Here is a 26,428-nt window from a genome sequence, read left to right as displayed (position 1 = left end):
CCGGCCGCCAGCTTCTCGCTTGCGGCCGGCGCTTCAAGTGGTAGCGGGGGCAGGATTCGAACCTACGACCTCTGGGTTATGAGCCCAGCGAGCTACCGAGCTGCTCCACCCCGCGTCACGTATCCGTTCCGGATACCATGCCTTGCGGCAACGGGTACATACTTTAACCAGAACCCCGCCACAGTCCAAATCCCCTGCGCACCCCGTAAAAACGAAGCCACGAAGCGGCACACGTGTCCTGCGGCGCACACGACCGCACACAGCCGCGGTGCACGCCCCCACCCACGCGAAGCGCCCCACGGTGACCGCGGGCGCGGTCGCCGTGGGGCGCGACGTCGGTAAGCGGGCTAGTTGCCCTGGGTGTTGCGGTAGGCCTCCACCGCCTTGTCCAGCTCGTCGAGCGCCTTGCCGTACTCCTCGTGCGAGCCGCCGCGGGCCTTCTCCAGGCCGTTGAGCGCGTCGTTGATGCGCTGGATGGCGTCGCCCTCGGCACCCGAGCCGCCGGCCGGCGCGGACGGGCCGGTCGTCTCCTCGGTGTCCTTGTCGGCCTCGCCGGACTTCTGGTCCTCGGCGTCGCCGGACTCGCCGTCGGAGTCACCGTCGATCTCGGTGATGTCCTGGGCGGCCTTCGGGTTGATGCCGACCTGCTGCAGCGCCTCGGAGATCGTCGGCGCGTAGCCGACCTGGCCCTTGTAGGAGACCAGCACACGCAGCAGCTTCGGGAACGCGGACTCCTGGCCCTTGCGCTGCGAGTAGACCGGCTCGACGTAGAGGATCTCGCCGCCGCCGACCGGCAGGGTCAGCAGGTTGCCGTTGTGCAGATCCGTGGTGTTCTGCCACAGGGTGCGGTCACGGGCGATCTCGTCGGAGGACATCATCGTGTCCTGCGCCTGCTTCGGGCCCTGCGTCTGCGTGTTCGTCGGCAGCACGCGCACGGTGATCTCGCCGTAGTTGTCCGGGTCCGAGGTCACCGTCATGTGCGCGGAGAGGAACTCACGGTTCAGGCCGCGGAACGGGGTGATCAGCTGGAAGGACGCCTCGCCGTTCTCGTCGCGCGGGTCGCGCGCGGTGACGTAGTACGGCGGCTGGGCCAGGCTCTGGTTCTCCTCGGCGGCCGTCGGGTCGCCGGGCACGGACCAGAACGCGTCGTTGGTGAAGAACACCGTCGGGTCGTCGACGTGGTAGCGGATGAGCAGCTCACGCTGGACCTTGAACAGGTCCTCCGGGTAGCGCAGGTGCTGGCGCAGCTCGTCGGAGATCTCGCTCTCCGGCTTGACCGTGTCCGGGAAGATGCCCTCCCAGGCCTTGAGCACCGGGTCCTCGGAGTCGAACTCGTAGAGCTCCACGGTGCCGTCGTAGGCGTCGACGGTGGCTTTGACCGAGTTACGGATGTAGCCGACCTCGTCGTAGACCAGGCGCTGGTTGGTGCCGTCCGGGTTCAGCGCGTCCTCGGTCGCACCCTGCAGGGAGGTCTGCGTCGAGTACGGCAGCGAGTCCAGCGTGGTGTAGCCGTCCACGATCCACTTCACGCGCCCGTCGATGACGGCCGGGTAGGTCTTGGAGTCCGTGGTCAGCCAGGGGGCGACCTTCTCCACGCGGGTGCGCGGGTCGCGGTCGAAGATGATCTTGGAGTCCCCGCCCACGCGGTCGGACAGGATCAGGTTCAGCTCCTGGTACTTGCCGGCGAAGGCCAGGCGGTTGACCCAGTTGCCGATGCCCACGCCGCCGGAGCCGGTGTAGATGTAGCTCGAGTTGTCCGTGTCGTACTCGACGGGCTGCTCGGTGTCGGCGCCGACGACGGCGTAGTCCGCGCCGTCGTTGGCCGAGGCGATGACCGGGCCGAAGTAGATGCGCGGCTGGTCGACCTTGATGCCGAGCTCCTCGGTGGCCTCCTTCTCGCGGGCGATCTCGTTGGTCTGCAGGTCCGAGACGGTGTAGACGGGGTAGCCGCCGCGGGTGGAACCCACGTCGCGGGCGACCTCGTCGACCTGGTTGCCCGGCGCGGCGATGAAGCCGTTGCCGTGGGTGTAGACGGTGTGGCGGTTGATCCAGTCCTGCTGGTTCTCGCGCAGCGCGTTCGGGTCGAGCTCACGGGCGGCGACCACGAAGTCGCGGGTCTCGCCGTCAACCTCGTAGCGGTCCACCGCCAGGGTGTCCGGGAAGCCGTAGAAGTTGCGCAGCTGCTGCTGCTGGGTGAACGTCGGCGAGAGGATCTCCGGGTCCAGCAGGCGAATGTTGGAGATGGTCTCCTCGTCGTTGGCGACCTTCTCGTTGCTCGCGCCGTCCGCGCCCCAGTTGTCCAGGTAGGTGACCTTGTCGTCGGTCAGGCCGTAGGCCTCGCGCGTCGCCTCGATGTTGCGGGCGATGAACTCGGCCTCCTTCTGCTGGCGGTTCGGGTTGACCGAGAAGCGCTCCAGCATCAGCGGCCAGGCGGCGCCGACCACGAGCGCGGAGACGACCATGAGCACGGTGGCCAGGGCCGGCACGCGCAGGTCTTTCAGCACCACGGCGGAGAAGAAGGCGAAGGCGACGACCAGGCCGATGACCATCAGGATGATCTTGGCCGGCAGCTGGGCGTGCACGTCGGTGTAGCTGGCGCCGGTGAAGGTCTGGTTCTCGTTGATCAGCAGGCCGAAGCGGTCGAGCCAGTACTGGAAGACCTTGACCAGCATCCACAGCCCGGCGGTGACCATCAACTGGATGCGCGCCGGCCGGCTGACCGTGCCGCGCACGCCGGTGGCCTGGTTGCCCACGCGGATGCCGCCGAGCAGGTAGTAGCCCACCAGCGCGATGAGGAAGGCGACGATGAGGATCGTAGACAGCGAGGAGGCCAGAAGCTCCAGGAACGGCAGCTGGAAGGCGTAGAAGCCGAGGTCCTTGCCGAACTGCGCGTCGGTGGAGCCGAAGTCCTGCCGGTTGAGGAACATCATCACGGTCCGCCAGGTCGACTGGCCGAAGACGCCGGCGAACAGCCCGACGATGACGGGCACGCCGATCAGCAGCAGGCGCACGGAGCGCTCGATGACCATGCGGTACTGGTGCACCGGCGAGTTCAGGTCCGTGTCACCGAGGTCCTTGGGCCGGTTGCGCCAGGTCAGGAAGCCCGCAGCGAAGGCGATCGCCCCGGCCAGCAGCGCGAACACCACGAAGAGGATGATCCGCACGACCACGACCTTGGTGAACACACCCCTGAAGTCCACCTCTCCGAACCAGAGCCAGTCGGTGTAGACCCCGATGAGCACCGGGGCCAGGATCACCAGCACGGCGATCACCGCGATGGTGGTGCTGATCGCCTTGTTCGGGCGCCGCATCGGGGCGGCGGGGGTACTTAATCCGTTCGCCAAGACGTCTCCTCAGGTGTTGCGTTGGCGGTAACAAGCGGTACTGCCCGCCCGCAGACGGGTGTACGTTCCACCATACGAATTTAACGGGGCTCCAAGCCAAATGCACCGTCCCATTCAGCTCGCTTTCCGACGCCGCGTGGCTCGTGGCGCGTGGCGCGTGGCGCCCGCGTCCCGGCACCGCCGGCGCCCGGGGCACAATATGGGGGCATAGACACGGGGGCGAGAACCGAGAGGAAGGCACAGAAGAAGTGAACGATCCCGCACAGAGCCACCAGGCGCTCAACCGCGCGATGCTCGAGGCCGTCGACTTCGTCCACGCGGAGGGCTGGGACGCGCAGCCCACGCTGTTCGGTCTGGTGCCCTCCCGCCTGCTGGCGGACCAGGTCGCCGACGTCGAGGAAGCCCCGCTGACCCTGGTCGTCCAGGAGAGCCTGCCCGAGGGCATCACGCCCGGCTCCGGCGAGCTGCTCGACTACCTCGGCCGCATCGCCTGGCCCGGCGAGGTCGCCGGCGCGGTGCTCGCCCAGGAGATCGTCTTCCGCGACTCCTCGGCCGGCGCGGAGTCCGAGACCTACCGCGCCCGCCTCTTCTCCGGGGTGCTGCGCTCGGGCGCGGAGCTGACGCTGCTGCAGCGCCGCCCCACCGAGGCCGAGCTCGCCGACCGCGGCCCCTTCGCCGAGGACGAGATCGACCTGCGCGGCGGGCCCGGCGTGGCCCCCGGGGTCATCGCGCTGCTGCGCCAGGGCCTCGAGCAGGACCCGACCTTCGGCGAGGGCTAGCGCCCGGCGCAGCCCTCAGGACCCCCGTGCGCCCGCCTGCGGTTACGATGGACGGGCGTAAAACCCCCGGCCGAAGAAAGGTGTCCCGCCGTGACCGCTAACGCCCGCCTCCGCCTCGTCCGCCGAGGCCTGCCCCTGGCGGCCGCGCTGACGCTCACGCTCACCGCGTGCGGCACCGACGACGCCGAGCCGGAACCGACCACGGAGACCAACGCGACCTCGGAAAGCAGCCCCGAGGAGACGACGGACACCTCCGCGGAGAGCAGCGCGAGCACCACCGCCAGCGAGGAGGAGCGCGAGCTGGCCAAGGCCCGCGAGCGGTTCTCCGGGCTGGTGCCGGATGAACTGTTCGACCAGTTCGACTCCTGCACGCCCAACGGGCTGGAGGACTCCGTGGAGTGCTCGGGCGGCGAGGTCGGCCAGTTCCAGTTCTTCGCCTCCGAGTCGAAGGCGGCCTCGACGACCCAGGTGCTCACCGAGCTGCGCAGCTCGCGGGTGGTCGAGGACAAGAAGGACCGCGTCGTCGGCTGGTCCACGCTGGGCAACACCGCGATCCTGACCGTGGTGGACAACAAGCGCGGCCTGGTGGTCCAGCAGATGGCCTCCACCGACCAGATCGACCCCGAGGACCGCATCTACGAGCTCGGCCTGGCCGAGCCGCCGGAGGACTGGACCGCCCCGGAGCACCCCGACCGCTCCGGCGACCGCGAGCCCAGCGAGCGCGACCGCGGAGACAAGCGCCAGGCCGAGACCGACGCGGAGTCGAGCGACGAGCCGAGCGAGTCGGCCACGACCACGCGCGGTTGAGCACCCGGCAGTAAACACCCGACCGCCGACGCCCCGGCGCGCGGGTGGGCGGCACCGCTCCCCCGCCGGGGACTACTCGCAGGTGGTGACCTCGCGGCCGGCGGCGAAGTCGTCCATCGTGTCGATCGCCTCGTCCAGGTTCGACACCTTGGCCACCGTCATGTCGCCGGTGTCCTGACCGGCCAGCGCGGAGCAGTTGCCCGCGGGCGCGAGGAAGAGCTCGGCGCCCAGGTCGCGGGCGGCGCGCACCTTGTGCTCGATGCCGCCGATCTCGCCGACGGAGCCGTCCTCGTCGATGGTGCCGGTGCCGGCCACGAAGTGCCCGCCGGTCAGCGCGCCCGGGGTCAGCTTGTCGATGACCGCCAGCGAGAAGATCATGCCCGCGCTCGGGCCGCCGATGTCCTGCAGGTTGTAGTCGACCTCGATGCCATCGGCCGAGGCCGCGCCCATCAGCACGCCCAGCAGCGGGCGCTCGGGAGCCTCGGGGCTCTCGCCCAGGGTGACCTTCTCCTCGCGCTCCTCGCCGCCGCGCGAGAGCTTCAGGGTGACCTCGTCGCCGGGCTTGTGCTCGAGCACCGCGTCGCGCACCGCGCCGGGGCGCTCGACCTTCTTCCCGTCGACGGCGAGCAGCCGGTCGCCCTCCTCGACCACCCCGGAGGCCGAGGTGTCATCGAGCACGCCGGCGACCTCGACGACCAGCGGGCGGTTCAGGTGGGTCAGCGCGGCGGTGGTGGCCGCGGCCTCGGAGGAGGAGAAGGCGACCTGGTTGGAGCGGTCGATCTCCTCGCGCGTCATGTCCGAGGGGAAGACCTGCTCGGCGGGCACCAGCGTGTCGTCGCTGAACAGCCAGCGGCCCAGCGCCTGGGCCAGGGTCAGCTGCGAACGCACGGCCACGGTGGTCATGTTGAGCTGGCCGCCGGTGTCCTCCTCCTCGACGCCCCCGAGCTCGATGACCTCCTGGCCGTCGACCTCGCCGAGGGTGTCGAAGCTGGGCCCGGGGCCCTCGGCGACGTAGGGCACGGTCAGCGAGTGGTCGGTGCCCGGGACATGGTCCAGCGAGACCAGGGCGGCCAGTGCCACGACGGGCACGGCGCCCCAGACGACGGTTCGAAGGCGGCGATTCACCCCCACCACGCTACAGGTGCGTGTTCGCTGACAGCGTTGCCGGGACCGTGGTCGCCGCCCCGGCCTGCCGGTAGTTTGGAGGCATGACTTCAGGCGGATTCGGTTTTACCTTCGGCAACAACGACGATGACGACGACAACGGCCGCGACAAGCGCGGCGAGCAGAACCCCTTCGGCGCCTTCTTTCCCGGCGCCGGGGCGGGCGGTGCCGCCGGCGCGGGCGGTTTAGGCGACATCCTCAACCAGTTCGGGCAGATGCTGTCCGGGATGGGCTCGTCGATGAACTCGCCGGAGGGCGCCGGCCCCGTCAACTACGAGATGGCCCTGCGCATCGCCCGCCAGGAGCTGACCGGCAAGTCCGGCGGCGTGCGCGAGCAGGACACCACCGCCGTCGAGGAGTCCGTGCGGCTGGCCGAGCTGTGGCTCGACGACGCCACCACGCTGCCGGCCTCCGGTTCCCGCCCCGTGGCCTGGACGCCCGAGAACTGGCTCGAGGGCACCCTGCCGATGTGGAAGCGCATGGTCACCCCCGTCGCCGAGCACATGAACGAGGCGCAGCTGGAGTCGCTTCCCGAGGAGGCCCGCCAGATGATCGGGCCGATGGCCCAGATGATGCAGCAGATGTCCGGGATGAACTTCGGCTTGCAACTCGGCCACGCCCTCGGCGAGCTCGCCGGCCAGGCGCTGACCGGCTCGGACCTGGGCCTTCCCGTCGCCCCGGAGGGCACCACCGCGCTGCTGCCGGGCAACATCCACGCCATCGCCGCCGACCTGGACGTGCCCGCCCAGGAGGTGCTCGTCTACATCGCCGCGCGCGAGGCCGCCCGCCAGCGCCTCTTCCGCCACGTGCCCTGGCTGGTCGAGCGGCTGGTCTCCTCCGTCGAGGAGTACGCCGCCGGCCTGGTCATCGACACCTCCCACATCGAGGAGGCCGCCCGCGGGCTGAACCTCGAGTCCGGCGACCCGCAGGCCATCCAGGAGGCCATGCAGCAGCTGCAGAACATGGACCTCTCCCCGCGCATCAGCTCGCGCAACGCCGTCGCGGTCTCCCGCCTGGAGACGCTGCTGGCGCTGGTCGAGGGCTGGGTCGAGCAGGTGGTCACCAACGCGATGGGCGAGCGCATCCCGTCGACGGCCGCGATGAACGAGGCGTGGCGCCGCCGCCGCGCCACCGGCGGCTCGGCTGAGAAGGCCTTCGCCAAGGTCGTCGGCATCGAGTTCGGTGCGCCGAAGGTCTCCGAGGCCATGGAGTTGTGGCGCCGCGCGGAGGTCGCCGTCGGCGTCGAGCGCCGCGACGCCGTGTGGAACCACCCCGACTTCCTGCCGACCGCAGACGACCTGGACAACTCCGCGGAGTTCATCGACGGCCTGCTCGACGACGGCGGCGCCGAGGGCTTCGACCCGATCAGCGAGATCGAGGAGCTCGAGCGCCGGCTGGCCGAGGAGGAGGAGAAGAAGAACCGCAGCGAGGGCGACGCCGACGGCGAGGGCGACGAGCCCGCCGAGTAGGGCCCCTACTGCCCCGCGTCGCGGCCGGTGCCCCCGGCACCCGGCCCGAAGCGCTGGTAGGCCTCGAGGAAACCGCGGGCCCGCTCCAGGTGCGGGGTCCGGTCGGCCCACTCGTGGAACTGCGCGGTGTGCCCGCCGGGCACGAAGGTGTGCGCCAGCTCGTGGATGAGCACCGCGTCGAGCACGTAGTCCGGCACCTGCTGCAGCCGGTCGCTGACGCGCACCGCCCCCGTCGACTGGGTGCACGAGCCCCAGCGCGTGTTCTGGTTGCCCACCCAGCGCACCGAGCTGTACCGGGCGCGGCCCTCCAGGTGTACCTCGTTGAGCCGGTCCGCACGGGCGAGAAGCGCGGCGTCGGAAAGCGGCGCCGCACCGGAGCGCCGCCGCAGCTTCGCCACGATGCCCTCGACGGCCTCGGCTTCCTCAGCCGGGGTCATGGCCGCGGGCACGCGCACTTCGACCACGCCGTCGCGCCACCGCGCCTGCACGGTGCGGCGGCGCCGCGCCGAACGGATCACGCGCACCTCGGGCTCACTCGACATGACAGCCCACGATACCTGTGCTGCAATGGCGGCCGAAGACACGTCCTTCGGGGGAAGGAGGGGGACCCGTGACGCCCGCCGTGCTGCGCCTGGCGCCCACCGCGCACGCCTTCGTGCGCGACCGCCGCCACGTGCAGTTCGGTCTCGACGCGCGCTCGGCCGGCATCGCCGAGGTGCCCCGCCCGGCCGCCGCGGTCACCGCCGTGCTCGCCCTCCACGAGCCGCACTCCCCCGCCGAGGCCGTCGAGCGCCTCGCCGCGGCCGGGCTGGCCGAGCCCGCGGCCGCCGCACTCGTCGACGACATGCTCGCCCGCGGCCTCGTGGTCCCCGTGCCGCGGCGCCGGCCGACGGTGGTGGTGCTCGGCCGCGGCAACCTCGCCGAGGCGACCACGGGGCTCCTCGCCGCCGCCGGGGCGCAGGTGCGCCGGCCCCTGCGCGGCGAGTCCGACACCGCCTACCTGGCCGCCGCGCCCGCCGCACCGCACGTGCCCGTGCTCGCCGTCGACCGGCTCGCCCACGCCCGCGCGCTCGCCCCGGCGCTCATCCGCGAGGCGCCGACCTTTCTGCCGGTCGCCCTCGTCGACGACCGCGGCTGGGTCGGCCCCGCCCACGTCGACGGCGAGGGCCCGTGCCCCTTGTGCGTCGACCTGCACCGCGCCGAGCACGACCCGCGCTGGGTGCAGGTGGTCGCCCAATTTCCGACGGGCCCGCCCCGCCCCGATGCGGTACTGGCCGCCGCCACCGCGGCGCACGCCGCGCGGGCGGCGCTGGCCCTGACGGGCGCCCCGGCGCCCGGTGCCACAGACGCCGGCGTGCACGCACACGGTGCGGCAGGCGCGGGCGTCGGCAATCGGGAGGCCGCGCACGTCGCCGGCACCGCCCCCGGCGAGGTCGCACAGGTGCGGGCCGGACTTGCGCCGGAGACGTCCCTCTGGCCGCGGCACCGGCGCTGCCCGGTGTGCTGGGCGGTCAGTTCCGGTCGTATCCGGCGATCACGCTCAGCAGGTCTTCCCCGAAGCGCTGCACCTTGACCGGGCCCACCCCGGAGATGTCCAGCAGCTCGGAGACGGTGCGCGGCATCGCCTCGGCGATGGCGATCAGCGTGGCGTCGGTGAAGATGATGTAGGCGGGCACCTCGTGCTCGCGGGCCATGGCCGAGCGCCACTCGCGCAGGCCCTCGAAGACGGCGTCGTCCATGTCGGAGGGGCACTCCTCGTGGCGGCCGAGCACCTTCTCGGTGCTCGTGTGCAGCGGCCGGCCACAGACCCGGCAGCGGTGCGGGCGCGAGCCCTTGCGGGTCCGTCCCGCAGGCACCGAGTCGGCGGTCTCCGGCAGCACCCCGTCGAGGAAGCGGGTGCGCTTGCGCGAGGCGCGCCCGCCCTCCTGGCGGGCCTGCGCCCAGGACAGGTGCAGGTGCTCGCGGGCACGGGTGATGCCGACGTAGAAGAGGCGGCGCTCCTCCTCGATCTGGTGGTCGCCGGCCTTGATCGCGTGGCTGATCGGCAGGGTCTTCTCCACCAGGCCGACCAGGAAGACGGCGTCCCACTCCAGCCCCTTGGCCGCGTGCAGGCTGGCCAGGGTGACCCCCTCCACCGTCGGGGGCTGGCGGGACTCGGCGCGCCGGCGCAGCTCGGCGAGCAGGCCGGGGAACTTCAGCTCCGGGTCGGTGGCGGCCAGCTGGTCGGCCAGGTCCGCCAGCGCCCCCAGCAGCTGCCAGCGCTCGCGGGCCTGCGCGCCGGCTGGCTCGGTGGGCGTCAGCCCCAGCGGGGCGAGCACGTGGCGCACCGCCTGGCCGAGCGGCACGGCGTCGAGCTGGGCGGCGGCGTCCGAGTTGGCCGCGCGCACCAGGGCCGTGACGGCCTGGCGGATCTCCGGGCGCTGGAAGAAGCCCTCGCCGCCGCGGACCTGGTAGACGATGCCGGCGTCCGAGAGCGCCTGCTCGAACTCGGCGGACTGGGCGTTGACGCGGTAGAGCACCGCGATCTCGGAGGCGGGCACCCCGCGGTCGAGCAGGGTCAGGATCTGCCCGGCGACCTCGCGGGCCTCGGTGGGCTCGTCGGGGTACTCGTGGAACTCCGGCTCGGGGCCAGGCTCGCGCATGCCGCGCAGCTCCAGACGGGTGCCGGCCATCCGGCCGTGGGCCCGGGAGATGACCGTGTTGGCCAGGTCCACCACCTGCGGGGTGGAGCGGTAGTCGCGCTGCAGCTTGACCACGGTGGCCTCCGGGTAGTCCCGGGAGAAGTTCAGCAGGTAGTCCGGGCTGGCGCCGGTGAACGAGTAGATCGTCTGGTTCGCGTCGCCGACCACCGTCAGGTCGTCGCGCTCGCCGAGCCAGGCCTTGAGCACCCGCTGCTGCAGCGGGGTGACGTCCTGGTACTCGTCGACGACGAAGCTGCGGTACTGCTCGCGGAACTCCTCGGACACGGCGGCGGAGTTCTCCAGGGCCCCGGCGGTGTGCAGCAGCAGGTCCTCGAAGTCCAGCAACATGCCGTCGGGGCGGGCCTTCATCTCCTCGTAGCGGCGGTAGACCTCGGCAACCTTCTTCGCCGGCGCCGGCGGGGTGCGGTCGGAGCCCTCGACCTCCTCCGGGTAGGCGTCGGGGGTCAGCAGGCAGGACTTGGCCCACTCTATCTCGCCGAGCAGGTCGCGCACCGTCTCGGTGGTCGTCTGCAGGCCGACGGCGCGGGCGGCGCGGCCCATCAGCGGGAACTTGTTGTCGATCAGCTTCCAGGGCAGGTCGCCTGCGACCTGGGGCCAGAAGTAGCGCAGCTGGCGCAGGGCCGCGGCGTGGAAGGTGCGCGCCTGCACCCCGCCGACGCCCATGGTGGCCAGGCGGTCGCGCATCTCGCCGGCGGCGCGCTGGGTGAAGGTCACGGCCAGCACGCGGGTGGGGCTGACGAAGCCGGAGTCGATCAGGTGGGCGATGCGGTAGGTGATAGTGCGGGTCTTGCCGGTGCCGGCGCCGGCGAGGATGCACACCGGCCCGCGCGGGGCGGTCGCGGCGACGCGCTGGTCCTCGTCCAGGGCGGAGAGGTCGATCGTCATGCCAGCTCCCCGGCGGCGAAGGCGTCGAGCATGCGCAGCGCGATGGAGCCGGGTGCGGGCAGGGTCAGCTCGCCCAGTTGTGCGCGAGTGGCCCAACGGATGTCGAAGACCTCGCCGTCGCCGGCGGCCACGGCCTCGCGGTCGTCGCTGTGGGCGACCATGCCGACCATCAGGGACCCGGAGACGGGCCAGGGCTGCGAGCCCCAGTAGCGCACGTCGCGCACGCGCCGTCCGGTCTCCTCGTGGACCTCGCGGGCGAAGGCGGCCTCGAGGGTCTCGCCGGCCTCGACGTAGCCGGCGATCAGCGAGTGGTAGCCGGGCCGGCGCCGGTTCTGGGCGAGAAGCACCTCAGGCTCCCCGTCGGCGCCGGTGTGGATGACCGCGCCGATGACGGCGGGGCTGATGCGTGGGAAGACCTCGTGGCCGCCCGCCCCGGTGCCCACACGGCCCTCGGGGTCGGCGTAGGTCAGCTCGGAGCCGTCGAGCGGGTCGAAGCGCACACGCTCGCGGTTGCGCAGCAGCGCCAGGGCGCGGCCGACGACCGGGTCGGCGGCGAAGGCGCGGGCGGTCCCCGCGCTCACCCCGGGCCGGGCCAGCTCGGCGGCGACCGCGTCGGCCTCGGCGCGGAAGACGACGACCTCGCCGGGGCGCACGCCGGAGGCGAGCCAGCCGGCACGGTGGTGGTCGACGACCTCGGGGGCGGTGAAGTAGACGGGCCTGCCGGCGGCCACCGGGAAGCGGCCGTCGGGGTCGACGGGCAGGTAGACGATCACTGGGCGGCGGTGTCCTCTCCGGTCACGCGGCGCACGTAGAGCAGGCGGTCACCCGGCTCCACGCTGTCCGCCTCGGGCGAGTCGATGCGGTACAGCTCCCCGGAGCGCACCACGCCGAGCACGATGTCGGCGAGGTTGCGGGGGCTCGCGCCCACCTCGTCCTCGGCGACGGGGCGCTCGGCCACCGAGAAGCCCTCGTCGGGGCTGAGCAGGTCCTCCATCATCTCCACGACCGAGGGGGTCACGGTGGCCAGGCCGAGCATGCGCCCGGCGGTCTCGGAGGAGATGACCACCGAGTCAGCGCCGGACTGCTCAAGCAGGTGCTGGTTCTCGCTCTCGCGCACGCTGGCGACGATCATCGCCGAGGGCGCCATCTCGCGCACGGACAGGGTGACCAGCACGGCCGTGTCGTCGAGGTTCGGGGCGACGACGACGGCGCGGGCACGCGTGACGCCAGCGATCTTGAGCACGTCGGACTTGGTGGCCGAGCCGTGGACGGTGACCAGGCCCCGGTGCTCGGCGCGGGCCAGCGCCTGGCGGTCGGTGTCGATGACCACGATCTGCGAGGCGGGCAGACCGTCGGCGAGCAGCGCGGCCACGGCGGAGCGGCCCTTGGTGCCGTAGCCGATGACGATGGTGTGGTTGCGCACGCGGTTCCTCCAGCGTTGGATCTTCAGCGACCGCCGCGACTCCTCCGTGAGCACCGACAGGGTGGTGCCGACCAGGAGGATCAGGAAGGCGATCCGCATGGGGGTGATGAAGACGATGTTGACCAGGCGGGCGGACTCGGTCACCGGGGTGATGTCGCCGTAGCCGGTCGTCGACAGGGAGACGGCCGAGTAGTACAGCGCGTCGATGAAGGTCAGGTCCTCGGAGTAGCCGTCCGAGTCCAGCCAGACGACCAGTGCGACCAGGCAGATCAGGATGAGCGCGTAGAGCATGCGCCGGGTGATCAGCGCCCACGGGCTGGGGTTCTTGCGCTCCGCGTCGGGCACGGTGATGACACCCAGAAGGGAGTGCACGGGCAGCTCGGAGAGCTCCCCGTCCGAGCGCAGCCGCTCGCGCAACCTCTTGGCCACGTTGCTCCTTGCCGCTCGGCGCCGCGCGCCGCCTCGGGGTCCTCCGGGGCGGCGCGCGGGCCTCGCATGGTCCGGTCCTGTTGGTCTGTCCCCCACACCCTAGTCCGCACCCGTGACAGGCGGGCCGCCACCGGGGCGCGGCCGCGGCGTCACCGGGCAGCCGCCACCGCGCGGCCACGGTACCCGGCGACAGCCGGCTCAGTCGACGTCGAGGAGGGCCTCCAGCTCGGCACGCCCGGGCAGGTCCGCGGGCTCGAGCGTGTAGCCGGCGGCGACGTAGTGGAAGGCCGCGCGCACCGGTTCGTCGCCGCGCCCGCGGGCGGCCAGCAGCTCGCGGAAGGCCTCCCGGTAGACAGCCAGCTGCACGGCGGCGGCGCGCAGGTCCGCCCCGCGCGGCGGCGCCCCGGTCTTCCAGTCGACGATGACCCAGCCGGCCTCGGGGTCGCGGAAGACGGCGTCCATGCGCCCGCGCACCACGGAGCGTCCGACGGCCAGCTCGAAGGGGTGCTCGACCAGTTCCGGGGTGCGCTCGGCCCAGGCGCTGTCCAGGAAGCGCTCCTTGAGGTGCGCCAGCTCCGCCGGGGTGACCTCCTCCTCGCCGAGGCCCGGCAGCTGATCCTCGTCGATGAGGCTCTGCCCGCCGAAGCGCTCCTCGAGCCAGGAGTGGAAGGCCGTGCCGCGCTTGGCGTACGAGTTCGGCTTGAACGGCACCGGCCGGCGCTGGCGCCGGGCGAAAGCGTCCGGGTCGCGGCCGAGGTTGACCAGATCGCTGGCGGTCAGCCTCCCGGAGAGCTCCACTTCGACGTCGGGGGCGTCGAGCGCGCGGCGCTCCTCGATCAGCGCGGTGGCGTCGGCCTCCCACTGCGTCGACAGCTCGTCGTCGGCGGCCTCGGGAAGCTCCGCGCGGGCGGCGCGCACCCGCTCGGCGCCGGCGCGCACCTCGGCATCCGCGTCGACCGCCGGGAAGAGCGCGGGGCCTGTGCTTGCCGACGTCCCATCGGCCGGCGTCGCGGGCTGCGTCGCCGTGGTGCGCGTGGCCGCGTCTTCCGCCGCGGCGTCGGCGGCGGGGTCCCCGGCGGCCTCCGCGTCCTCGTCGGCCTCCGCGGTCGGGTCGAACCAGGCCTCGACGCTTTCGGGGTCGTGCTTGGCGAGCAGCTCGAGCATCCCGTAGGCCCCCGCGGGCCGGCTGGCGGTGTCGTTGAGCGCGGAACCGGTGACCGACAGCGTGCGCTCGGCGCGGGTGACCGCGACGTAGAACAGGCGGGTCGCCTCCTGGGCCTCGGTGGCGCGTACCTCCTCGATGAAGGCCTTCGCGCCGGTCTCGAACTCCTTTCGGTTCTCCGCGTCCGGGGTGAACTGAACGGCCTCGTCGGCGTCGCCGCGCAGCTCCGGCGGCAGCGTGTGCGGCCGGGTCAGGAAGGTCTCCGGGGTCGCCTGCCAGGTCCGGTCGTCGGCGTGCACCACGGCGACGTGGCGCCACTCCAGGCCCTTGGCCTTGTGCACGGTGAGGATCTGGACGCGGTCTGCGCGCACGGAGACCTCGCCCGGCGCGAGGCCGGCCTCGTGGTCGCGGGCGAGCCGGAAGTAGTCCAGCAGGCGCGGCAGGGTGGCCCCGGGCACGGCGGCGAAGGCGGCGACCTCCGCGCCGAGCCGGTCGAGGTGCGCGGTGCCCGGCGCGCCGTCGGCGGCCGGGTCCTCGCGGGCGAGCGCCTCGGTGCGCACCCTGGTGGCCGACTCGATGTCGGCGAAGAGCTCCGGCAGGGGCTTGCCCATCGAGCGGGTGCGCAGCGCGCGCAGGGTCGCCGAGAGCCGGGCGAGCCTGCGGGCGCCCTCCTCGCTGAGACCCGCGCCCTCGCCGAGGTCGGCGACGGCGTCGGCCAGGCCCACGACCTGCTCGGCGTCCGGGGGCAGCGCCTCGTCGATCTCGGCGAGCAGGTTCGCCCAGGCCGTGTCCGCGCCGTCCTCCGGGGAGGACACGGACGCGGCGGCGTCCGGGACGTCGGAAATTCCCGTGGTCTCCTCCCCCGCCGGGGCCGGGCGGGAGCGCCGGGCCAGCTGTCGGGCCCGGCCGTCAAGGGCCTGCAGGTCCTTGACCGAGAGGCCGACCATCGGCCCGGAGAGCACGCGCAGGGCCGCGGCGTTGTTCTCGGGACGCACCAGCATCGTCGCCACGGCGACGACGTCGGCGACCTCCGGGACGTCGAGAAGCCCGCCCACCCCGACGATCTCGACGGGCACCCCGCGCGCCTCGAGCTCGGCGGCGATGGGGGCGGCCTGGGCGTTCTTGCGCACGAGCACCGCGCCGGTGAAGTGCTCGCCGGCATCGGCGGCCGCGCGGTAGTGCGCGGCGAGTCTCCCGGCGACGGCGGCGCGCTCCTCGGCGATCGTCTCGTACCAGCCCAGGGAGACCTCGCCGGGCTCGTCGCCGAAGGGCTCGAGCGGGGCGACGGGGCGTGCGGTGCCCTCGGCGGAGCCGAGCACGCTGTCGGAGACGGCGTTGGTGGCGGCGAGCACGCGGGCGGGGTTGCGGAAGCTGACGGTCAGCTCGGCCTTCGGGGCGGGGGCGGCCCCCTCGGGGAAGTCCTCGCGGAAGGCGAGCAGGTTGGCGGCGGTCGCCCCGCGCCAGCCGTAGATGGCCTGCATCGGGTCGCCGACGGCGTCGACGGTCAGCGCGCCGGTCTCGGCCGGCGCCGGGGACTCGGCCGGGGCCGGGTCGGCGCCGAAGAGCGAGCGCAGCAGGACGCGCTGGGAGTGCGAGGTGTCCTGGTACTCGTCGAGCATGACCACCCGGTAGCGGCGGCGCAGCGCGGCACGCACCTTCGGGCGGGTGGCCGCGAGACGCGCGGCCTGGCTCATCTGCTGCGCGAAGGTGGTCAGCGAGCGCTCGCGCAGCTCGGCGCGCAGCGCGGCCACCAGCGGCAACAGGTCGATGCGCATGCACTGGGCGTCGACCCACTTCTGCATGTCCTTGTTCAGCGCGTCGCGCTGGCGCGGGCCCTTGGGCAGGTCGGTGACGTTGGCGATGAAGGCGCGTGCCTCGCCCGCGACGTCCTCCGGGTCGGCCTGGTGGTTGTCCATCTCGGCGTTGAGGGCGAGCACGCGCTCGACGACGGCACCGGTGCTCACCGTGGTCTCGAGCACTCCGGTGTAGTCCTCGACGAGCTGCGAGGCGATCGTGAAGAGCTCCGTCTGGCCGATGATGCGCGCGGTCGGCTCGACCGGCAGCAGCAGGCCGAACTCGCGGATGATGGAGCCCGCGAAGGAGTCGTAGGTGCTGGCCGTCGGCGCGGCGTCGGCCAGGCGCTCGGCGAGCGCGCCGCTCGGGTCAACCTCGCGGAGCCGGGGGCTGCCAGCGAGCTCGGCGAGCTGGCCGCGGATCTTGTGGCCGAGCTGCTGGGCGGCCTTGCGGGTGAAGGTCAGGCCGAGGACCTGGTCGGGCTCGGCCAGGCCGTTGGCCACCAGCCAGACGACACGGGCGGCCATGGTGGCGGTCTTGCCCGCGCCAGCGCCGGCGACGACGAGCAGCGGGCCGGGGCCCGCCCCGGTCACCGCGGCCTGCTGGGGCGTGGGCGAGGGCTGGCCGAGCAGGGCCGCCAGGGTCTTTGGGCTGATCCGGTTCTGCGGGTTGGACTCAGGCATCGGTGACGCTCCTCCCCCGCGGCTGGGCCGGGCAGACCGGGGCCAGCCGGCAGGTCGAACAGTGCGGGTTGAGGTGGGCGACCAGGCGCGGCCCGCGGCGGGCCTCGGCCAGGGCGGGCAGCTCGGCGGCGAAGGCGTCGAGCTCCTCGGCGGACTTGGCGGTCTGCTCGCGGGTGGTGATCTTCTTCTGGTCCGTGCCCGGGTAGACGAGCACGGCGCCGCCGATCGCCGGGTGCGGCTCGCCGGCGACCACGCGCGCGGCCGCGGGGTCGTCGGGGTCAGAGATGACGCGCCCGCGGGAGAGCGCCAGCTGGTAGGCGCGCAGCTGGTCCTGCTCCTCGGCGTCGTTCACCGAGACCGCGTTGCGGCCGGTCTTGAGGTCGACGACGAAGTGCTCGCCGCTGTCGCGCTCGCACTCGAGGCGGTCGATACGCCCGCGGATGACCACGTCGGGGGCCACCGGCACCTCGACGTCGGTCTCGACGCCAACGAGGTCGAAGTGGCCGTCGCGGACGGCGATCCAGGAGGCGGTGCGGTCGAGCAGGCGCTTCCAGTCCGCCAGGGCGTTCTCCCGGGCCCAGGAGGGCACCGAGAGGGTGTCCTCGAAGGCCTCGGTGACCACGCGGCGCGCCTCGTCGGTGTCGACGCCGCGGGCGATCGCCTCGGCGAAGGCGTGCGCCAGCGAGCCGCGGGTCAGCTGCGGGGCGGTCTCGGTGCCCTCGACGAGGCGCTCGAGCCCGGCGCGCAGCGGGCACTCGGAAAGCTTCTCGATCTGCGACGGCGAGAGGTTGACCGGGCCCGGGGCGACGAGATCGCGGGTGTCGCTGGGCTCGCGGGCCGACCACCAGCGTTCCGGGTCGGCGCCGGGCACGCCCGCCTCGGCCAGGCGTGCCAGCTGGCGGGCGGCCTGGCGGCGGCGCGGCTCGGCGGCCTGCGGGTCGCAGACGGCGCGGCGCAGCTCGGCGACGAGGTCGGGCACGGAGAGTACGGCGAAGCGGCCGGCCCCCTCGGCGGCCCCGGTGTCCGGGCCGTCGGCGGCACCGGCACCGGCGGCATCGGCACCCGCGGCACCGGTCTCCTCCTCGACGGCGCCGGGCCGGGTGACCCGCTCGACGCGCACGGCCCCGCCGCTCGCCGCGGCGTACTCCTCGAGGAAGCGGCTGGGCTCGGTGGGCTCGTCGGCCTCCGGGGCGTCGACGGCGGTGACCGTCAGCGTCTCGGTGGCGCGCGTCATGGCGACCTCGCGGAAGAGCCGGCGCTCCTCGGCGAGCTTCTCGCGGCGCCCGGCGGGCGCCTCCGGGTCGGCCGGCAGGTCCGGGTCGACGTCGCGGTCGACCAGGTCGACGAACTCCTCCTGCTCGAAAAGGGAACCGGTCTCGCCGAGGGCCGGCCAGCGGTCGTCCTGCACCCCGGTGATGACCACCCGGCGCCACTGGCACCCGGCGGTGGCGTGGGCGGTGAGCACCTGCACGGCCTGCGGGGTGTCCGCGCGCCGGTCGCGCACGCCGGTGGGCAGCTCCTGCTCGGCGACGTGGCGCACGAAGGACTCCACACCGGCGGTCGGGCGGCGCTCGACGAAGTCGCCGGCGGCGTCGAAGAGCGCCATCATCGCGTCCAGGTCGCGGTCCGCCTGGGAGCCGGCGGCCCCGCCGCGCAGCGCGACCGCGGAGAGGTGCTCGGCCAGACCCGTGGCCTGCCACAGCGCCCAGAGCACCTCCTCGACCGAACCGCGGGACTCCAGTGCCTCGTGGCCGGCGACGAGGACGCCGCGGATGCGTCCGAGCACCGCCAGCTCGCGTTCGGTGAGCACCTCGGCAAGGCGTGCGGCCTCCTCCCCGTCCGGGACGGCCGCCGGGTCGATCAGGCGGGCGAGCGTCTCGACGGCGCGGGCGTTCATGTCGAAGCGGCGCAGCCCGCGCAGCAGGCGGCGCAGGGTGACCGGGTCCGCGCCGCCGACGGGGCCGAGCAGCAGCTCGTGCAGCTCGCCGGGGGTCAGCTCCTCGGTCAGCGCGCGCACCCCGAGGATCATGCCGGCGACGATGGGCTGCTCTGCGAGCACGAGGTCGGTGGCGCTGATGTGCACGGGCACCCCGGCGGCGAGCAGCACGCGGCGCACCGGCTCGATCTGGCCAGCCTGGCGGACCACCACGGCGATCTCGTTCCAGTCCACGCGGTCGATCAGGTGGGCGCGGCGCACGGTGTCGGCGAGCACCGCGTTCTCGGTGGCCGCGGTGTCCGCGACCAGGAGACGCGTCTCCGGGCGCCGGCGGGTCTCGGGGAGCTCGAGGACGTGGTCCACGGCGGTGTCCGTGAGGAAGGCCGGGGAGGCACCGCGGAAGCGGAAGATCGACTGGCGCGGGTCGCCGGCGAGCACGCCGAGCCCGCCGGGGGTCGTACGGGCGTGATCGAGCAGCAGGCCCACCAGGTCGCAGGAGCGCGGGTCGAGGTGCTGGGCGTCGTCGACGAGCACGGTGTGCAGCCCGGCACGCTCAATGACCTCGGGGCGCTCGGTGACCAGCTTCAGCGCCTGGGCGACCAGCTCGGATGCGCTGAGCCGGCGGGTGCCGGCCAGGTTCATGGTGCGGCGGTACTCGCGCAGGAAGTCCCCGGCCCCGGTCCAGGCGGGCCGGCCGTGCCGGGCGCCGAGCGCCTCGAGGTCCTCCTCGCCGAGGCCGCGCTCGGCGGCGCGCAGCAGGAAGTCGCGCAGCTGCCGGGCGAAGCCGAGGTAGGTCAGCGCCGGGCGCAGGTCCTCCGGCCACGCGCCCGTGCCGTCCTCTGCCTGGCCGAGGAGCAGCTCGCGGATGACGGCGTCCTGCTCGGCGCCGGTGATCAGGCGGATCTCCTCGTCGATCCCGGCGCGCAGCAGCGCGAAGGCCACCGAGTGCACCGGTCGCACCAGGGTGGCGTCAGAGACGTACGGGGCCCCGGGGCGCTCGACCAGGCGTCGGCCGATCATGTCGCGTACCCGGGCGGCTGCGTCCTTGGCGGCGGTGATCACGAGCACGCCGGCCGGGTCTGCGCCGGCGTCGAGACGTTTGAGGGCGGTGTCCACCAGCAGGCTGGTCACCCCGGAGCCGGCCGGGCCGGTGACCCGCCACAGGCCCGACTCCGGCAGGCCGTCGGTCAGGTGCGACCAGTCGCGCGGGGCGTCCGCGACCGTGCGGCGCACGAGGCACACGCGCGGCGTGGAGAAGTCAGTGGGTTCGCTCATGCCTCACAGCGTGCCAGCCGGGCGCGACAGGAGCAGATCGACGACCTCCGCCAGCGCCGCGGAGGCGGCCGGCTCGGGCCTGCTGAGCAGCACGTGCACCCACACGCGGTAGGCCGCGGCGCGCACGAGCAGCTGGTGGAGGTCCGGCACGTGGCGGAAGCGGGCGATCACCCCGGCGTCGACCGCGCCGGCGAGCAGGCCGTCGACGATGACCTGCGCGGCGGTGTAGCCGCGCGGGTGCATCACGCCGACCAGGTCGGTTAGCGCCGGCGGGTTGCCGGGCGCGTAGACGGTGGTGGCCAGCATGTCCGCGTGGCCGGGCACCGCCGGGCCCTCGACGGGCTCCATCGCGGCGCGCAGCTCGAGCAGCAGGTCGCGGTGCAGGCCGTCCTCGACGCCGCCGAGCACCCGCGGCTCGTGGGTCGACCAGGCCGCCCGGTCGGCCGCGCAGAAGACGTCCTCCGGGTCCGACTCGGGCAGCGGCAGGCCGTCGTCGAGGCCGGCGACCAGCGCGGCCTCGAGGCGCAGGGCGGCCGCGGCGGTCTCGTCGACGCGCGCGCCCGGCTCGCCCTCGACGAACTGGTTGGCCCGCCACCCGGCGGCCAGGAAGCGGCCGTCGGTGGCGCGCACCGGGCGCACCACGCGCAGCCCGTCGATCTCGAGGCGCTCGCGCACCCGCGCCGACCAGGTGGTGTGCGGGCCCACGGCGCGCGAGAGCGCGACGGTGCCCAGGCGCCAGCCGTTGTCCCAGGCCGCGCCCAGCGGCACGGCGGCCTGCCGGTCGTCGGCCTGGAAGGCCGCCGCCACGTGGGTGGGCACGCCCGCCGCAGCCGCCACGGAAGCCTGATCCGCGCCTGCGTCGCGGGCGTCGTCAATCTCTCGTCCGGTCCGTCGGGTACCACGCGCCTCGGAGATGTCGTGGACCGTGCCGTCCCGGCCGGGCTCTGCGCGCCGCGTCACGGCTGCACCTTCGGGTAGGGCCACGGGTTGTAGCGGCAGGTCTCGTCGACGTCCGGGTAGACCTCCTCCGGGTCGAAGGAGTGCAGCTCGGCGTTGTTCAGGCTCAGGGTCTGCTGCATCATCACCGGGGCCAGCTCGCCGTCGCCGCCGCAGGGCTGGTGGGCGGCGAAGCCGATGCCGTGGCCGACCTCGTGGTTGATCAGGTACTGGCGGTAGGAGCCGATGTCGCCCTTGAAGGGCGTGGCGCCGCGCACCCAGCGGGCCTCGTTGATGACCAGGCGGTTGCCGTCGCTGTAGAAGCAGCTGGTCTCCATGGCCAGGTCGTGCCCGCAGGTCTCGTGGGTGGTGCCCACGCTGGTCAGCTGGATGCGCATGTTCGGGTCGTCGTCGGGACCGACGTGCTCGAAGCGGAAGCGCTCGTCGTGGGTCCACCCGGCCGGGTTGGTCAGGGTGGTGTCGATCATGTGCGCCAGCGCGTCGTCGCCGCCCGTCGACGAGGTGTCCACGCCCTTCTCGACCTCGATGACGTAGCGCACCGTCTTCTCGGTGCCCCGGCCCGCCTCGGCGCCGGGCCGGCCGATCAGGCGGTACTCACCGGTGCTCTCCGTGGCGTAGGGCCCGCCGGCCGGCAGCTCGGCGGCGGCGATGCGCGGGTCGGGCTGGTCGGCCGGGTTCGGGCCGGTCTCCAGGGTGGAGGACTCAGCGGCCTGGTCCGGGGTCTGCTCGGGCGAGGACATGCCGGACCCGGTGAAGACGTCGATGAGCACCCACACGGTGATCACGGCGAGGACCGGGATGGCGTAGGCGCGCCAGCCGAAGGACCGCGCGAAGCGGACGTACCAGGGTTCGTGAGACATCAGCCAACCAGGGGTCGAGGAAGTGGGCGGGGTGGTGCCGGCGCGCCCGGGGCATTCAAGGCTCAGCGGGGCGGGCGCCGGCGGGCCGGGTCAGGCCCCGGCGAAGCCGACGGTGCGCGGGGTGTCCGCGCCTACGGCGGCGTAGGCGACCTCGGAGACACGGAGGAGGTAGCGCTGGCCGCGCTGGTCCTCCAGCTCCAGGATCCCCTCGCCGCGCTCGAGGGCCGAGCGCACCTCGCCGGAGACGGCCTCGGCGTCGCCCTTGGCGTCGATCACGAGTTCACGCGGAGTGTCCTTGAAGCCGATCTTGAGTTCCATGCTGCTGAAACAGAGCTCGCTTTCCTTCGTCTCGGGTTCGTGCTCGCCCGCCCGTCAAAAGGGCCCGCCCGTCGCACGGCCGGGCCCCGGGTCGAGGCATGGGGCCCATCATAGCCCGCGCCCGATAGTATCTAGGTGTGTCTGCCGTCAGTACCAGTCCCACGTTCGCCGAACTCGGCGTCGCCGCCGAGATCACCGAGGCCCTCGCGGCCGCCGGGATCACCCGCACCTTCGCCATCCAGGAGCTCACGCTGCCGATCGCGCTCGACGGCCGCGACCTGATCGGCCAGGCGCGCACCGGCATGGGCAAGACGCTCGGCTACGGTGTGCCGCTGCTCGACCGCGTCTTCGACTCCGCCGACGTCGAGGAGCTCGACGGCACCCCGCGCGCCCTGGTGGTCGCCCCCACCCGAGAGCTGGCCGACCAGGTCGGCGACGACCTGACCACCGCCGCGAAGAACCTGCCGGTGCGCGTGACCACCATATACGGCGGGCGCCCCTACGAGGAGCAGATCGACGCACTCAACGCCGGCGTGGACGTCGTCGTCGGCACCCCGGGCCGCCTGCTGGACCTGCACCAGCGCGGCGAGCTGCGCCTGGACCGCGTGGCGGTGCTCGTGCTCGACGAGGCCGACGAGATGCTCGACCTGGGCTTCCTGCCGGACATCGAGAAGATCCTGGCCACCCTGACCCACCGGCACCAGACGATGCTCTTCTCCGCGACGATGCCGGGGCCGATCCTGGCGCTGGCGCGCAGCTTCATGAACCGCCCGGTGCACATCCGCGCCGAGGCCACCGAGTCGGGGCTGACCCACGCCTCGACCCGGCAGGTCGCCTTCCTGTCGCACCGCATGGACAAGCCGGCGGTGCTGGCCCGCATCCTGCAGGCCGACGGGCGCGGGCGCACCATCATCTTCACCCGCACCAAGCGCACCGCCGCCCGGGTGGCCGAGGACCTCGCCGGCCGCGGCTTCACCGTCGCCTCGGTGCACGGTGACCTGGGCCAGGGCGCGCGCGAAAAGTCGCTGAACGCCTTCCGCGACGGCATCGTGGAGATCCTCGTGGCCACCGACGTCGCCGCCCGCGGCATCGACGTCGACGACGTGACCCACGTGATCAACTACCAGACCCCGGACGACCCGATGACCTACATCCACCGCATCGGGCGCACCGGACGCGCCGGCCACTCCGGCACCGCCGTGACCCTGATCGGCTACGACGAGGCCGCGAAGTGGTCCGCGATCAACGACGAGGTCGGCCTGGACATGGCCGAGCCGCCGCGCTGGTTCTCCACCTCCCCGGAGCTCGGCGAGGCGCTCGACATTCCCGACGACGCCCCCGACCGCGTGGGCCGGGCCCGCCGCGTCTTCGGCCTGCCCGCCCCCGGCGAGGAGCGCAGCGGCCGTGGCGGCCACGGTCACGGCCGCCGCGGACGTGGCCACGGCGGCCGCGGACGCGGAAGGAACCGCCGTTGAGCGGGGCCGGCGCGCCGCTGCGGCGCACCCGCGGTGACCTGATCGCCACCGCCGTCATCGCCGTCGTCGCGATGGCCGCCGTGCTCGGTGTGGTCTTCACCGCCTCCGTGCGCGAGGTCAGCCACACCGTCGCCGAAGCCTCGGCCGCGATCCCCGACGAGCCCCGCTCCTCGCCCACCGCCGTCGAGGCCGACTGGTCCACCCCCGCCCTGTCCCCGCCCGGCACCACCCGCCCGATCGTCATCGAGGGCGTGACCGTGGTGCCCGAGGAGCACGGCGCCCGCGGCCTGGCCCCCGACGGCACGCAGCTGTGGTCCTACACTCGCGCCGACCGCGAACTCTGTGCGGCCGGTGCGGCGTGGTCGACGGCCGTGCTTGTCTTCCGCGACCCGGCCGCCGAGGCCGGCTGCGGCGACGCCGTCTCCCTGCACGCCGCCGACGGCTCCTACTCGGCGACCCGCTCCGCCCCGGCGCCCGACGAGGTCGCCTCGGTGGTCTCCAACAGCCGCGTCGGTGTGGCCTCCCCCGAGCGCGTCGAGCTGTGGCGCTCGGATCTGGTGCGCACCGTCGAGTACGGCGACGTGCCCGCCAAGCAGGAGCCGGAGCAGCAGCCCCACGAGGAGTGCGTGATCAACTCGGCGCTGACCCGCACCGAGCTGCTCGCGGTGACCGAGGACTGCCCCGACGATCCGGAGCACACCTGGCTGCGCTTCCAGGCGACCACCCCGGAGGACTCCCGCGCCCCCGAGATGGACGGTGAGGTCGCGCTGGCCTCGGGCTCGCGCCTGGTGGCCGTCGGCCAGGACGGCGCGGCCGTCTTCGAGCCCGGCCCCGCCCCGCGCCTGCGCAGCTTCGCCCAGGACGGCACCGAGCGCCTCTCCCGCGACGTCGCCGACGCCCCCGTGATCGGCGCCCCCGCCGACGAGGGCACCCCCGAGGGCCTCTTCCTGCCTCGCACCGCGGACCTGCCGCACCACATGAGCTGGTTCGACGGCGAGCGCCTCCACCTGATGCACCCGGACAACCTCGAGGTCGCCCACGTGCTCGAGGACGCCACGGGCACCGGCGTGGCCGTCGGCGGCCGCCTGGTCTACCCCACCGCCGAGGGCCTGGCCGTGGCCGACTGGGACACCGGGAAGGTCGAGCACACCATCCCCGTCGACCGCGCCGGCTACACCGGCGAGGTGGACCTGGCCCTGGCCGGCGACCGCGTCATCGAGCGCCGCGGCGACGAGCTGGCCGCCCTGCGCGTGCTCTGAAGCCGCCGTTCCCGCGGAGCAGACCCCCGCGCACCCGGTTCTCCGGGTGAGCGGGGGTTTCCCGGTCAATTGACGACGTCGCGCCGCTCACCGCCGGCGCGTACCTGCGGCGTGGGCGGGCGGGCCCTGCGGGCCCGCCGGATCCACGATGTCTGCGGTGTCCGCCTCAGCGCCGCTGCTCGGGGCCGGTGGTGTCGAAGGCCGCGGCGGCCCAGTGCACGGAGGCCGGGCTGAACAGCAGGACCAGGATGGCCACGGCGCTGACGAGGGTGACCACGCCGAGCGGCCAGGCCCCGGCGCCGAACATGCTGAAGGAGATCGGAAGGAAGATGATCTGCAGGATGATCACCGGGCCGCGCCCCCAGCGGTGGGTGCCGCGGGCCAGCCCGAGACCGCCGGCGAAGACGCCGCCGAAGACGATGAGCAGGAAGACCGCGGTGCCGGTGGCGACCCAACCGGCGTTGCCGCCGGCTTCACTGACGATGTCGGCGCCGCGCTCGCCGAGGACCTGCCGGGCAAGCAGCAGGATGGCGTAGGCGATGACGACCACCGACTGCACGCAGGCGATGATCCCGGCATAGCGCACGGTGGCGGGCACGGGGACGCGCCCGCCCGCACGGGCCGGGGTCGTGGCGGGTCCGCTTTTCGGGCTGGGACTGGTCTTGTTCACGGCCTCGATCCTATCGGGCGGGGCCTTCCGGGCGACCGGGGCGAGTCAATTTGACGCCGCCGTGGCGCGCGTACTCAGTCGCGCGGGTTAGTTTCCGCTGGCCAAACCGTTTTACCAAGGTTCCCCTCAGTAATTTTTCAGAGCTATATCCGCCCCCGATCGTGCCGGAGGCCAAGTATATACTGTAACTTCGGACACATTTTCGGTGTAACTCTAGCCAAGAGTACGTAACCGTGCCATGATCAACAATCAGCAAAAGCAACCGGTTGGAAAACCGGCCCTTAACCCGAGAGCGCCAGCGGGTTAACGCCGAGTGAACCGTTGCGGAGCGAGCCGGGGGTCCGTTCCCCGTGCGATCCCGCCCCGCACGCACTCGCCCGAGAGCTTAAACAATGCGCATCCCCACGAGCGGGCGGGGATGTGTCTCTGGTGCGCCCGGTCCCGTTCACCGATCGTTTCCCACTGCATTTTTCTGTAACCCGAGACTTCCTAAGGAGACTGACCCGAAATGGATTGGCGTCACAAGGCCGTCTGCCGCGACGAGGACCCCGAACTGTTCTTCCCCGTGGGCAACTCCGGGCCCGCCCTGGCCCAGATCGCCAAGGCGAAGCTCGTCTGCAACCGCTGCCCCGTCACCTCCCAGTGCCTGGCCTGGGCCCTGGAGACCGGCCAGGACGCCGGCGTGTGGGGCGGCCTGTCCGAGGAGGAGCGCCGCGCGCTCAAGCGCCGCAACAAGCGCGGCCGCCGCACCCGCGTCGCCGTCTAGGCCCCACCCGCTCCCCTCACCCGGAGCCGCCTGAGCGGCCGACCCCGATTACCGCGGTCGTGCCCGCCGGCACTACAGTGTGAGCGACAAAGAAACCCAACCGCCCAGCAAGGAAGGTGCCCCATGAGCAAGCGCGGACGCAAGCGCAAGGACCGCCGCAAGAAGAAGTCGAACCACGGCAAGCGGCCCAACTGCTAGCTTGATCGACCGCCCCCGCTAGGCGGAGCGAAGTCGAAGGTGGCGCGGCCGGGATCCCCCAGAGGATCCCGGC

Annotated in this window: 20 protein-coding genes and 1 tRNA gene; 8 read left to right on the top strand and 13 right to left on the bottom strand. The window is 73.1% G+C overall.

Annotation, left to right across the window (positions count from 1 at the left end; genetic code table 11):
• Window positions 1–38: 38 nt before the first annotated feature.
• A tRNA-Met gene (locus QP119_RS10905) sits at window positions 39–115 on the bottom strand.
• 232 nt (window positions 116–347) lie between these two features.
• A complete protein-coding gene (locus QP119_RS10900; protein ID WP_423777804.1) occupies window positions 348–3,311 on the bottom strand; it encodes a UPF0182 family protein in 2,964 nt (987 codons plus the stop codon).
• Between the two features lie 323 nt (window positions 3,312–3,634).
• Between QP119_RS10900 and QP119_RS10895 the strand changes: the two genes are divergently transcribed.
• Window positions 3,635–4,123 carry a PPA1309 family protein gene (locus tag QP119_RS10895; RefSeq protein ID WP_284776121.1) on the top strand — a complete coding sequence of 163 codons (489 nt, stop codon included), beginning with the start codon at window positions 3,635–3,637 and terminating at the stop codon, window positions 4,121–4,123.
• A gap of 90 nt (window positions 4,124–4,213) precedes the next feature.
• Window positions 4,214–4,930 (top strand): hypothetical protein, encoded by a 717-nt coding sequence (locus QP119_RS10890; protein WP_284776117.1) that lies wholly within the window; start codon window positions 4,214–4,216, stop codon window positions 4,928–4,930.
• Between the two features lie 72 nt (window positions 4,931–5,002).
• On the opposite strand, the gene QP119_RS10885 is transcribed toward QP119_RS10890, so the two are convergent.
• Complete coding sequence (locus QP119_RS10885) at window positions 5,003–6,055, bottom strand: YlbL family protein (protein ID WP_284776115.1); 1,053 nt, start codon at window positions 6,053–6,055, stop codon at window positions 5,003–5,005.
• Window positions 6,056–6,138: 83 nt separating this feature from the next.
• Between QP119_RS10885 and QP119_RS10880 the strand changes: the two genes are divergently transcribed.
• On the top strand, window positions 6,139–7,563 hold the full coding sequence (locus tag QP119_RS10880; protein ID WP_284776113.1) for a zinc-dependent metalloprotease: 1,425 nt from the start codon (window positions 6,139–6,141) through the stop codon (window positions 7,561–7,563).
• 5 nt (window positions 7,564–7,568) lie between these two features.
• Here QP119_RS10880 and QP119_RS10875 read toward each other — a convergent pair whose 3' ends face one another.
• Window positions 7,569–8,105: a M48 family metallopeptidase gene (locus QP119_RS10875; protein ID WP_284776111.1), complete on the bottom strand. Its 537-nt coding sequence runs from the start codon at window positions 8,103–8,105 to the stop codon at window positions 7,569–7,571.
• Between the two features lie 68 nt (window positions 8,106–8,173).
• On the opposite strand from QP119_RS10875, the gene QP119_RS10870 reads away from it, so the two are divergent.
• On the top strand, window positions 8,174–9,136 hold the full coding sequence (locus tag QP119_RS10870) for a hypothetical protein (protein ID WP_284776109.1): 963 nt from the start codon (window positions 8,174–8,176) through the stop codon (window positions 9,134–9,136).
• Here the strand turns inward: QP119_RS10870 and QP119_RS10865 are convergent.
• The 8 genes from QP119_RS10865 to QP119_RS10830 all read right to left on the bottom strand — a co-directional run bounded on the left by QP119_RS10865 (window position 9,075) and on the right by QP119_RS10830 (window position 21,987).
• Entirely contained in the window at window positions 9,075–11,150 is a 2,076-nt protein-coding gene (locus tag QP119_RS10865) for an ATP-dependent DNA helicase UvrD2 (protein WP_284776107.1), read from the bottom strand. The two genes, QP119_RS10870 and QP119_RS10865, sit on opposite strands and share 62 nt — an antisense overlap.
• Window positions 11,147–11,923 (bottom strand): NAD(+) diphosphatase, encoded by a 777-nt coding sequence (locus tag QP119_RS10860; protein WP_284776106.1) that lies wholly within the window; start codon window positions 11,921–11,923, stop codon window positions 11,147–11,149. The genes QP119_RS10865 and QP119_RS10860 overlap by 4 nt, the downstream gene beginning before the upstream one ends.
• Complete coding sequence (locus QP119_RS10855) at window positions 11,920–13,002, bottom strand: potassium channel family protein (RefSeq protein ID WP_083666796.1); 1,083 nt, start codon at window positions 13,000–13,002, stop codon at window positions 11,920–11,922. The genes QP119_RS10860 and QP119_RS10855 overlap by 4 nt, the downstream gene beginning before the upstream one ends.
• A 198-nt stretch (window positions 13,003–13,200) precedes the next feature.
• On the bottom strand, window positions 13,201–16,641 hold the full coding sequence (locus QP119_RS10850; RefSeq protein WP_284776104.1) for an ATP-dependent helicase: 3,441 nt from the start codon (window positions 16,639–16,641) through the stop codon (window positions 13,201–13,203).
• On the bottom strand, window positions 16,634–19,852 hold the full coding sequence (locus QP119_RS10845) for a PD-(D/E)XK nuclease family protein (RefSeq protein ID WP_284776103.1): 3,219 nt from the start codon (window positions 19,850–19,852) through the stop codon (window positions 16,634–16,636). The genes QP119_RS10850 and QP119_RS10845 overlap by 8 nt, the downstream gene beginning before the upstream one ends.
• 3 nt (window positions 19,853–19,855) lie before the next feature.
• Entirely contained in the window at window positions 19,856–20,812 is a 957-nt protein-coding gene (locus QP119_RS10840; protein WP_284776101.1) for a TIGR02569 family protein, read from the bottom strand.
• Complete coding sequence (locus QP119_RS10835) at window positions 20,809–21,669, bottom strand: DUF3152 domain-containing protein (RefSeq protein WP_284776100.1); 861 nt, start codon at window positions 21,667–21,669, stop codon at window positions 20,809–20,811. Before QP119_RS10835 ends, QP119_RS10840 begins: the two co-directional genes overlap by 4 nt.
• Before the next feature lie 90 nt (window positions 21,670–21,759).
• A complete protein-coding gene (locus QP119_RS10830) occupies window positions 21,760–21,987 on the bottom strand; it encodes a DUF3107 domain-containing protein (RefSeq protein ID WP_284776098.1) in 228 nt (75 codons plus the stop codon).
• Window positions 21,988–22,124: 137 nt separating this feature from the next.
• On the opposite strand from QP119_RS10830, the gene QP119_RS10825 reads away from it, so the two are divergent.
• On the top strand, window positions 22,125–23,462 hold the full coding sequence (locus QP119_RS10825) for a DEAD/DEAH box helicase (RefSeq protein ID WP_284776096.1): 1,338 nt from the start codon (window positions 22,125–22,127) through the stop codon (window positions 23,460–23,462).
• Entirely contained in the window at window positions 23,459–24,721 is a 1,263-nt protein-coding gene (locus QP119_RS10820; RefSeq protein ID WP_284776093.1) for a hypothetical protein, read from the top strand. Before QP119_RS10825 ends, QP119_RS10820 begins: the two co-directional genes overlap by 4 nt.
• 166 nt (window positions 24,722–24,887) lie before the next feature.
• Here the strand turns inward: QP119_RS10820 and QP119_RS10815 are convergent, their stop codons facing one another.
• A complete protein-coding gene (locus QP119_RS10815) occupies window positions 24,888–25,391 on the bottom strand; it encodes a hypothetical protein (RefSeq protein WP_284776091.1) in 504 nt (167 codons plus the stop codon).
• Between the two features lie 508 nt (window positions 25,392–25,899).
• Between QP119_RS10815 and QP119_RS10810 the strand changes: the two genes are divergently transcribed.
• Window positions 25,900–26,157 (top strand): WhiB family transcriptional regulator, encoded by a 258-nt coding sequence (locus tag QP119_RS10810; RefSeq protein ID WP_075663404.1) that lies wholly within the window; start codon window positions 25,900–25,902, stop codon window positions 26,155–26,157.
• Window positions 26,158–26,280: 123 nt separating this feature from the next.
• Window positions 26,281–26,355, top strand: a complete 75-nt coding sequence (locus QP119_RS11865; RefSeq protein WP_415684509.1) for a 50S ribosomal protein bL37 — start codon at window positions 26,281–26,283, stop codon at window positions 26,353–26,355.
• Window positions 26,356–26,428: the final 73 nt, after the last annotated feature.

Source organism: Corynebacterium frankenforstense, assembly GCF_030211955.1.
In the GTDB taxonomy this organism is placed as follows: domain Bacteria; phylum Actinomycetota; class Actinomycetes; order Mycobacteriales; family Mycobacteriaceae; genus Corynebacterium; species Corynebacterium frankenforstense_A.
This window is presented reverse-complemented; position numbering and strand designations above follow the sequence as displayed.

What these genes read in the sequence shown, in the direction of transcription:
- QP119_RS10900 (WP_423777804.1), bottom strand. Translation starts at nt 3,311, where the DNA reads ATGCGGCGCCCGAACAAGGCGATCAGCACCACCATCGCGGTGATCGCC.
- QP119_RS10895 (WP_284776121.1), top strand. Translation starts at nt 3,635, where the DNA reads ATGCTCGAGGCCGTCGACTTCGTCCACGCGGAGGGCTGGGACGCGCAG.
- QP119_RS10880 (WP_284776113.1), top strand. Translation starts at nt 6,139, where the DNA reads ATGACTTCAGGCGGATTCGGTTTTACCTTCGGCAACAACGACGATGAC.
- QP119_RS10875 (WP_284776111.1), bottom strand. Translation starts at nt 8,105, where the DNA reads ATGTCGAGTGAGCCCGAGGTGCGCGTGATCCGTTCGGCGCGGCGCCGC.
- QP119_RS10865 (WP_284776107.1), bottom strand. Translation starts at nt 11,150, where the DNA reads ATGACGATCGACCTCTCCGCCCTGGACGAGGACCAGCGCGTCGCCGCG.
- QP119_RS10850 (WP_284776104.1), bottom strand. Translation starts at nt 16,641, where the DNA reads ATGCCTGAGTCCAACCCGCAGAACCGGATCAGCCCAAAGACCCTGGCG.
- QP119_RS10845 (WP_284776103.1), bottom strand. Translation starts at nt 19,852, where the DNA reads ATGAGCGAACCCACTGACTTCTCCACGCCGCGCGTGTGCCTCGTGCGC.
- QP119_RS10835 (WP_284776100.1), bottom strand. Translation starts at nt 21,669, where the DNA reads ATGTCTCACGAACCCTGGTACGTCCGCTTCGCGCGGTCCTTCGGCTGG.
- QP119_RS10830 (WP_284776098.1), bottom strand. Translation starts at nt 21,987, where the DNA reads ATGGAACTCAAGATCGGCTTCAAGGACACTCCGCGTGAACTCGTGATC.
- QP119_RS10810 (WP_075663404.1), top strand. Translation starts at nt 25,900, where the DNA reads ATGGATTGGCGTCACAAGGCCGTCTGCCGCGACGAGGACCCCGAACTG.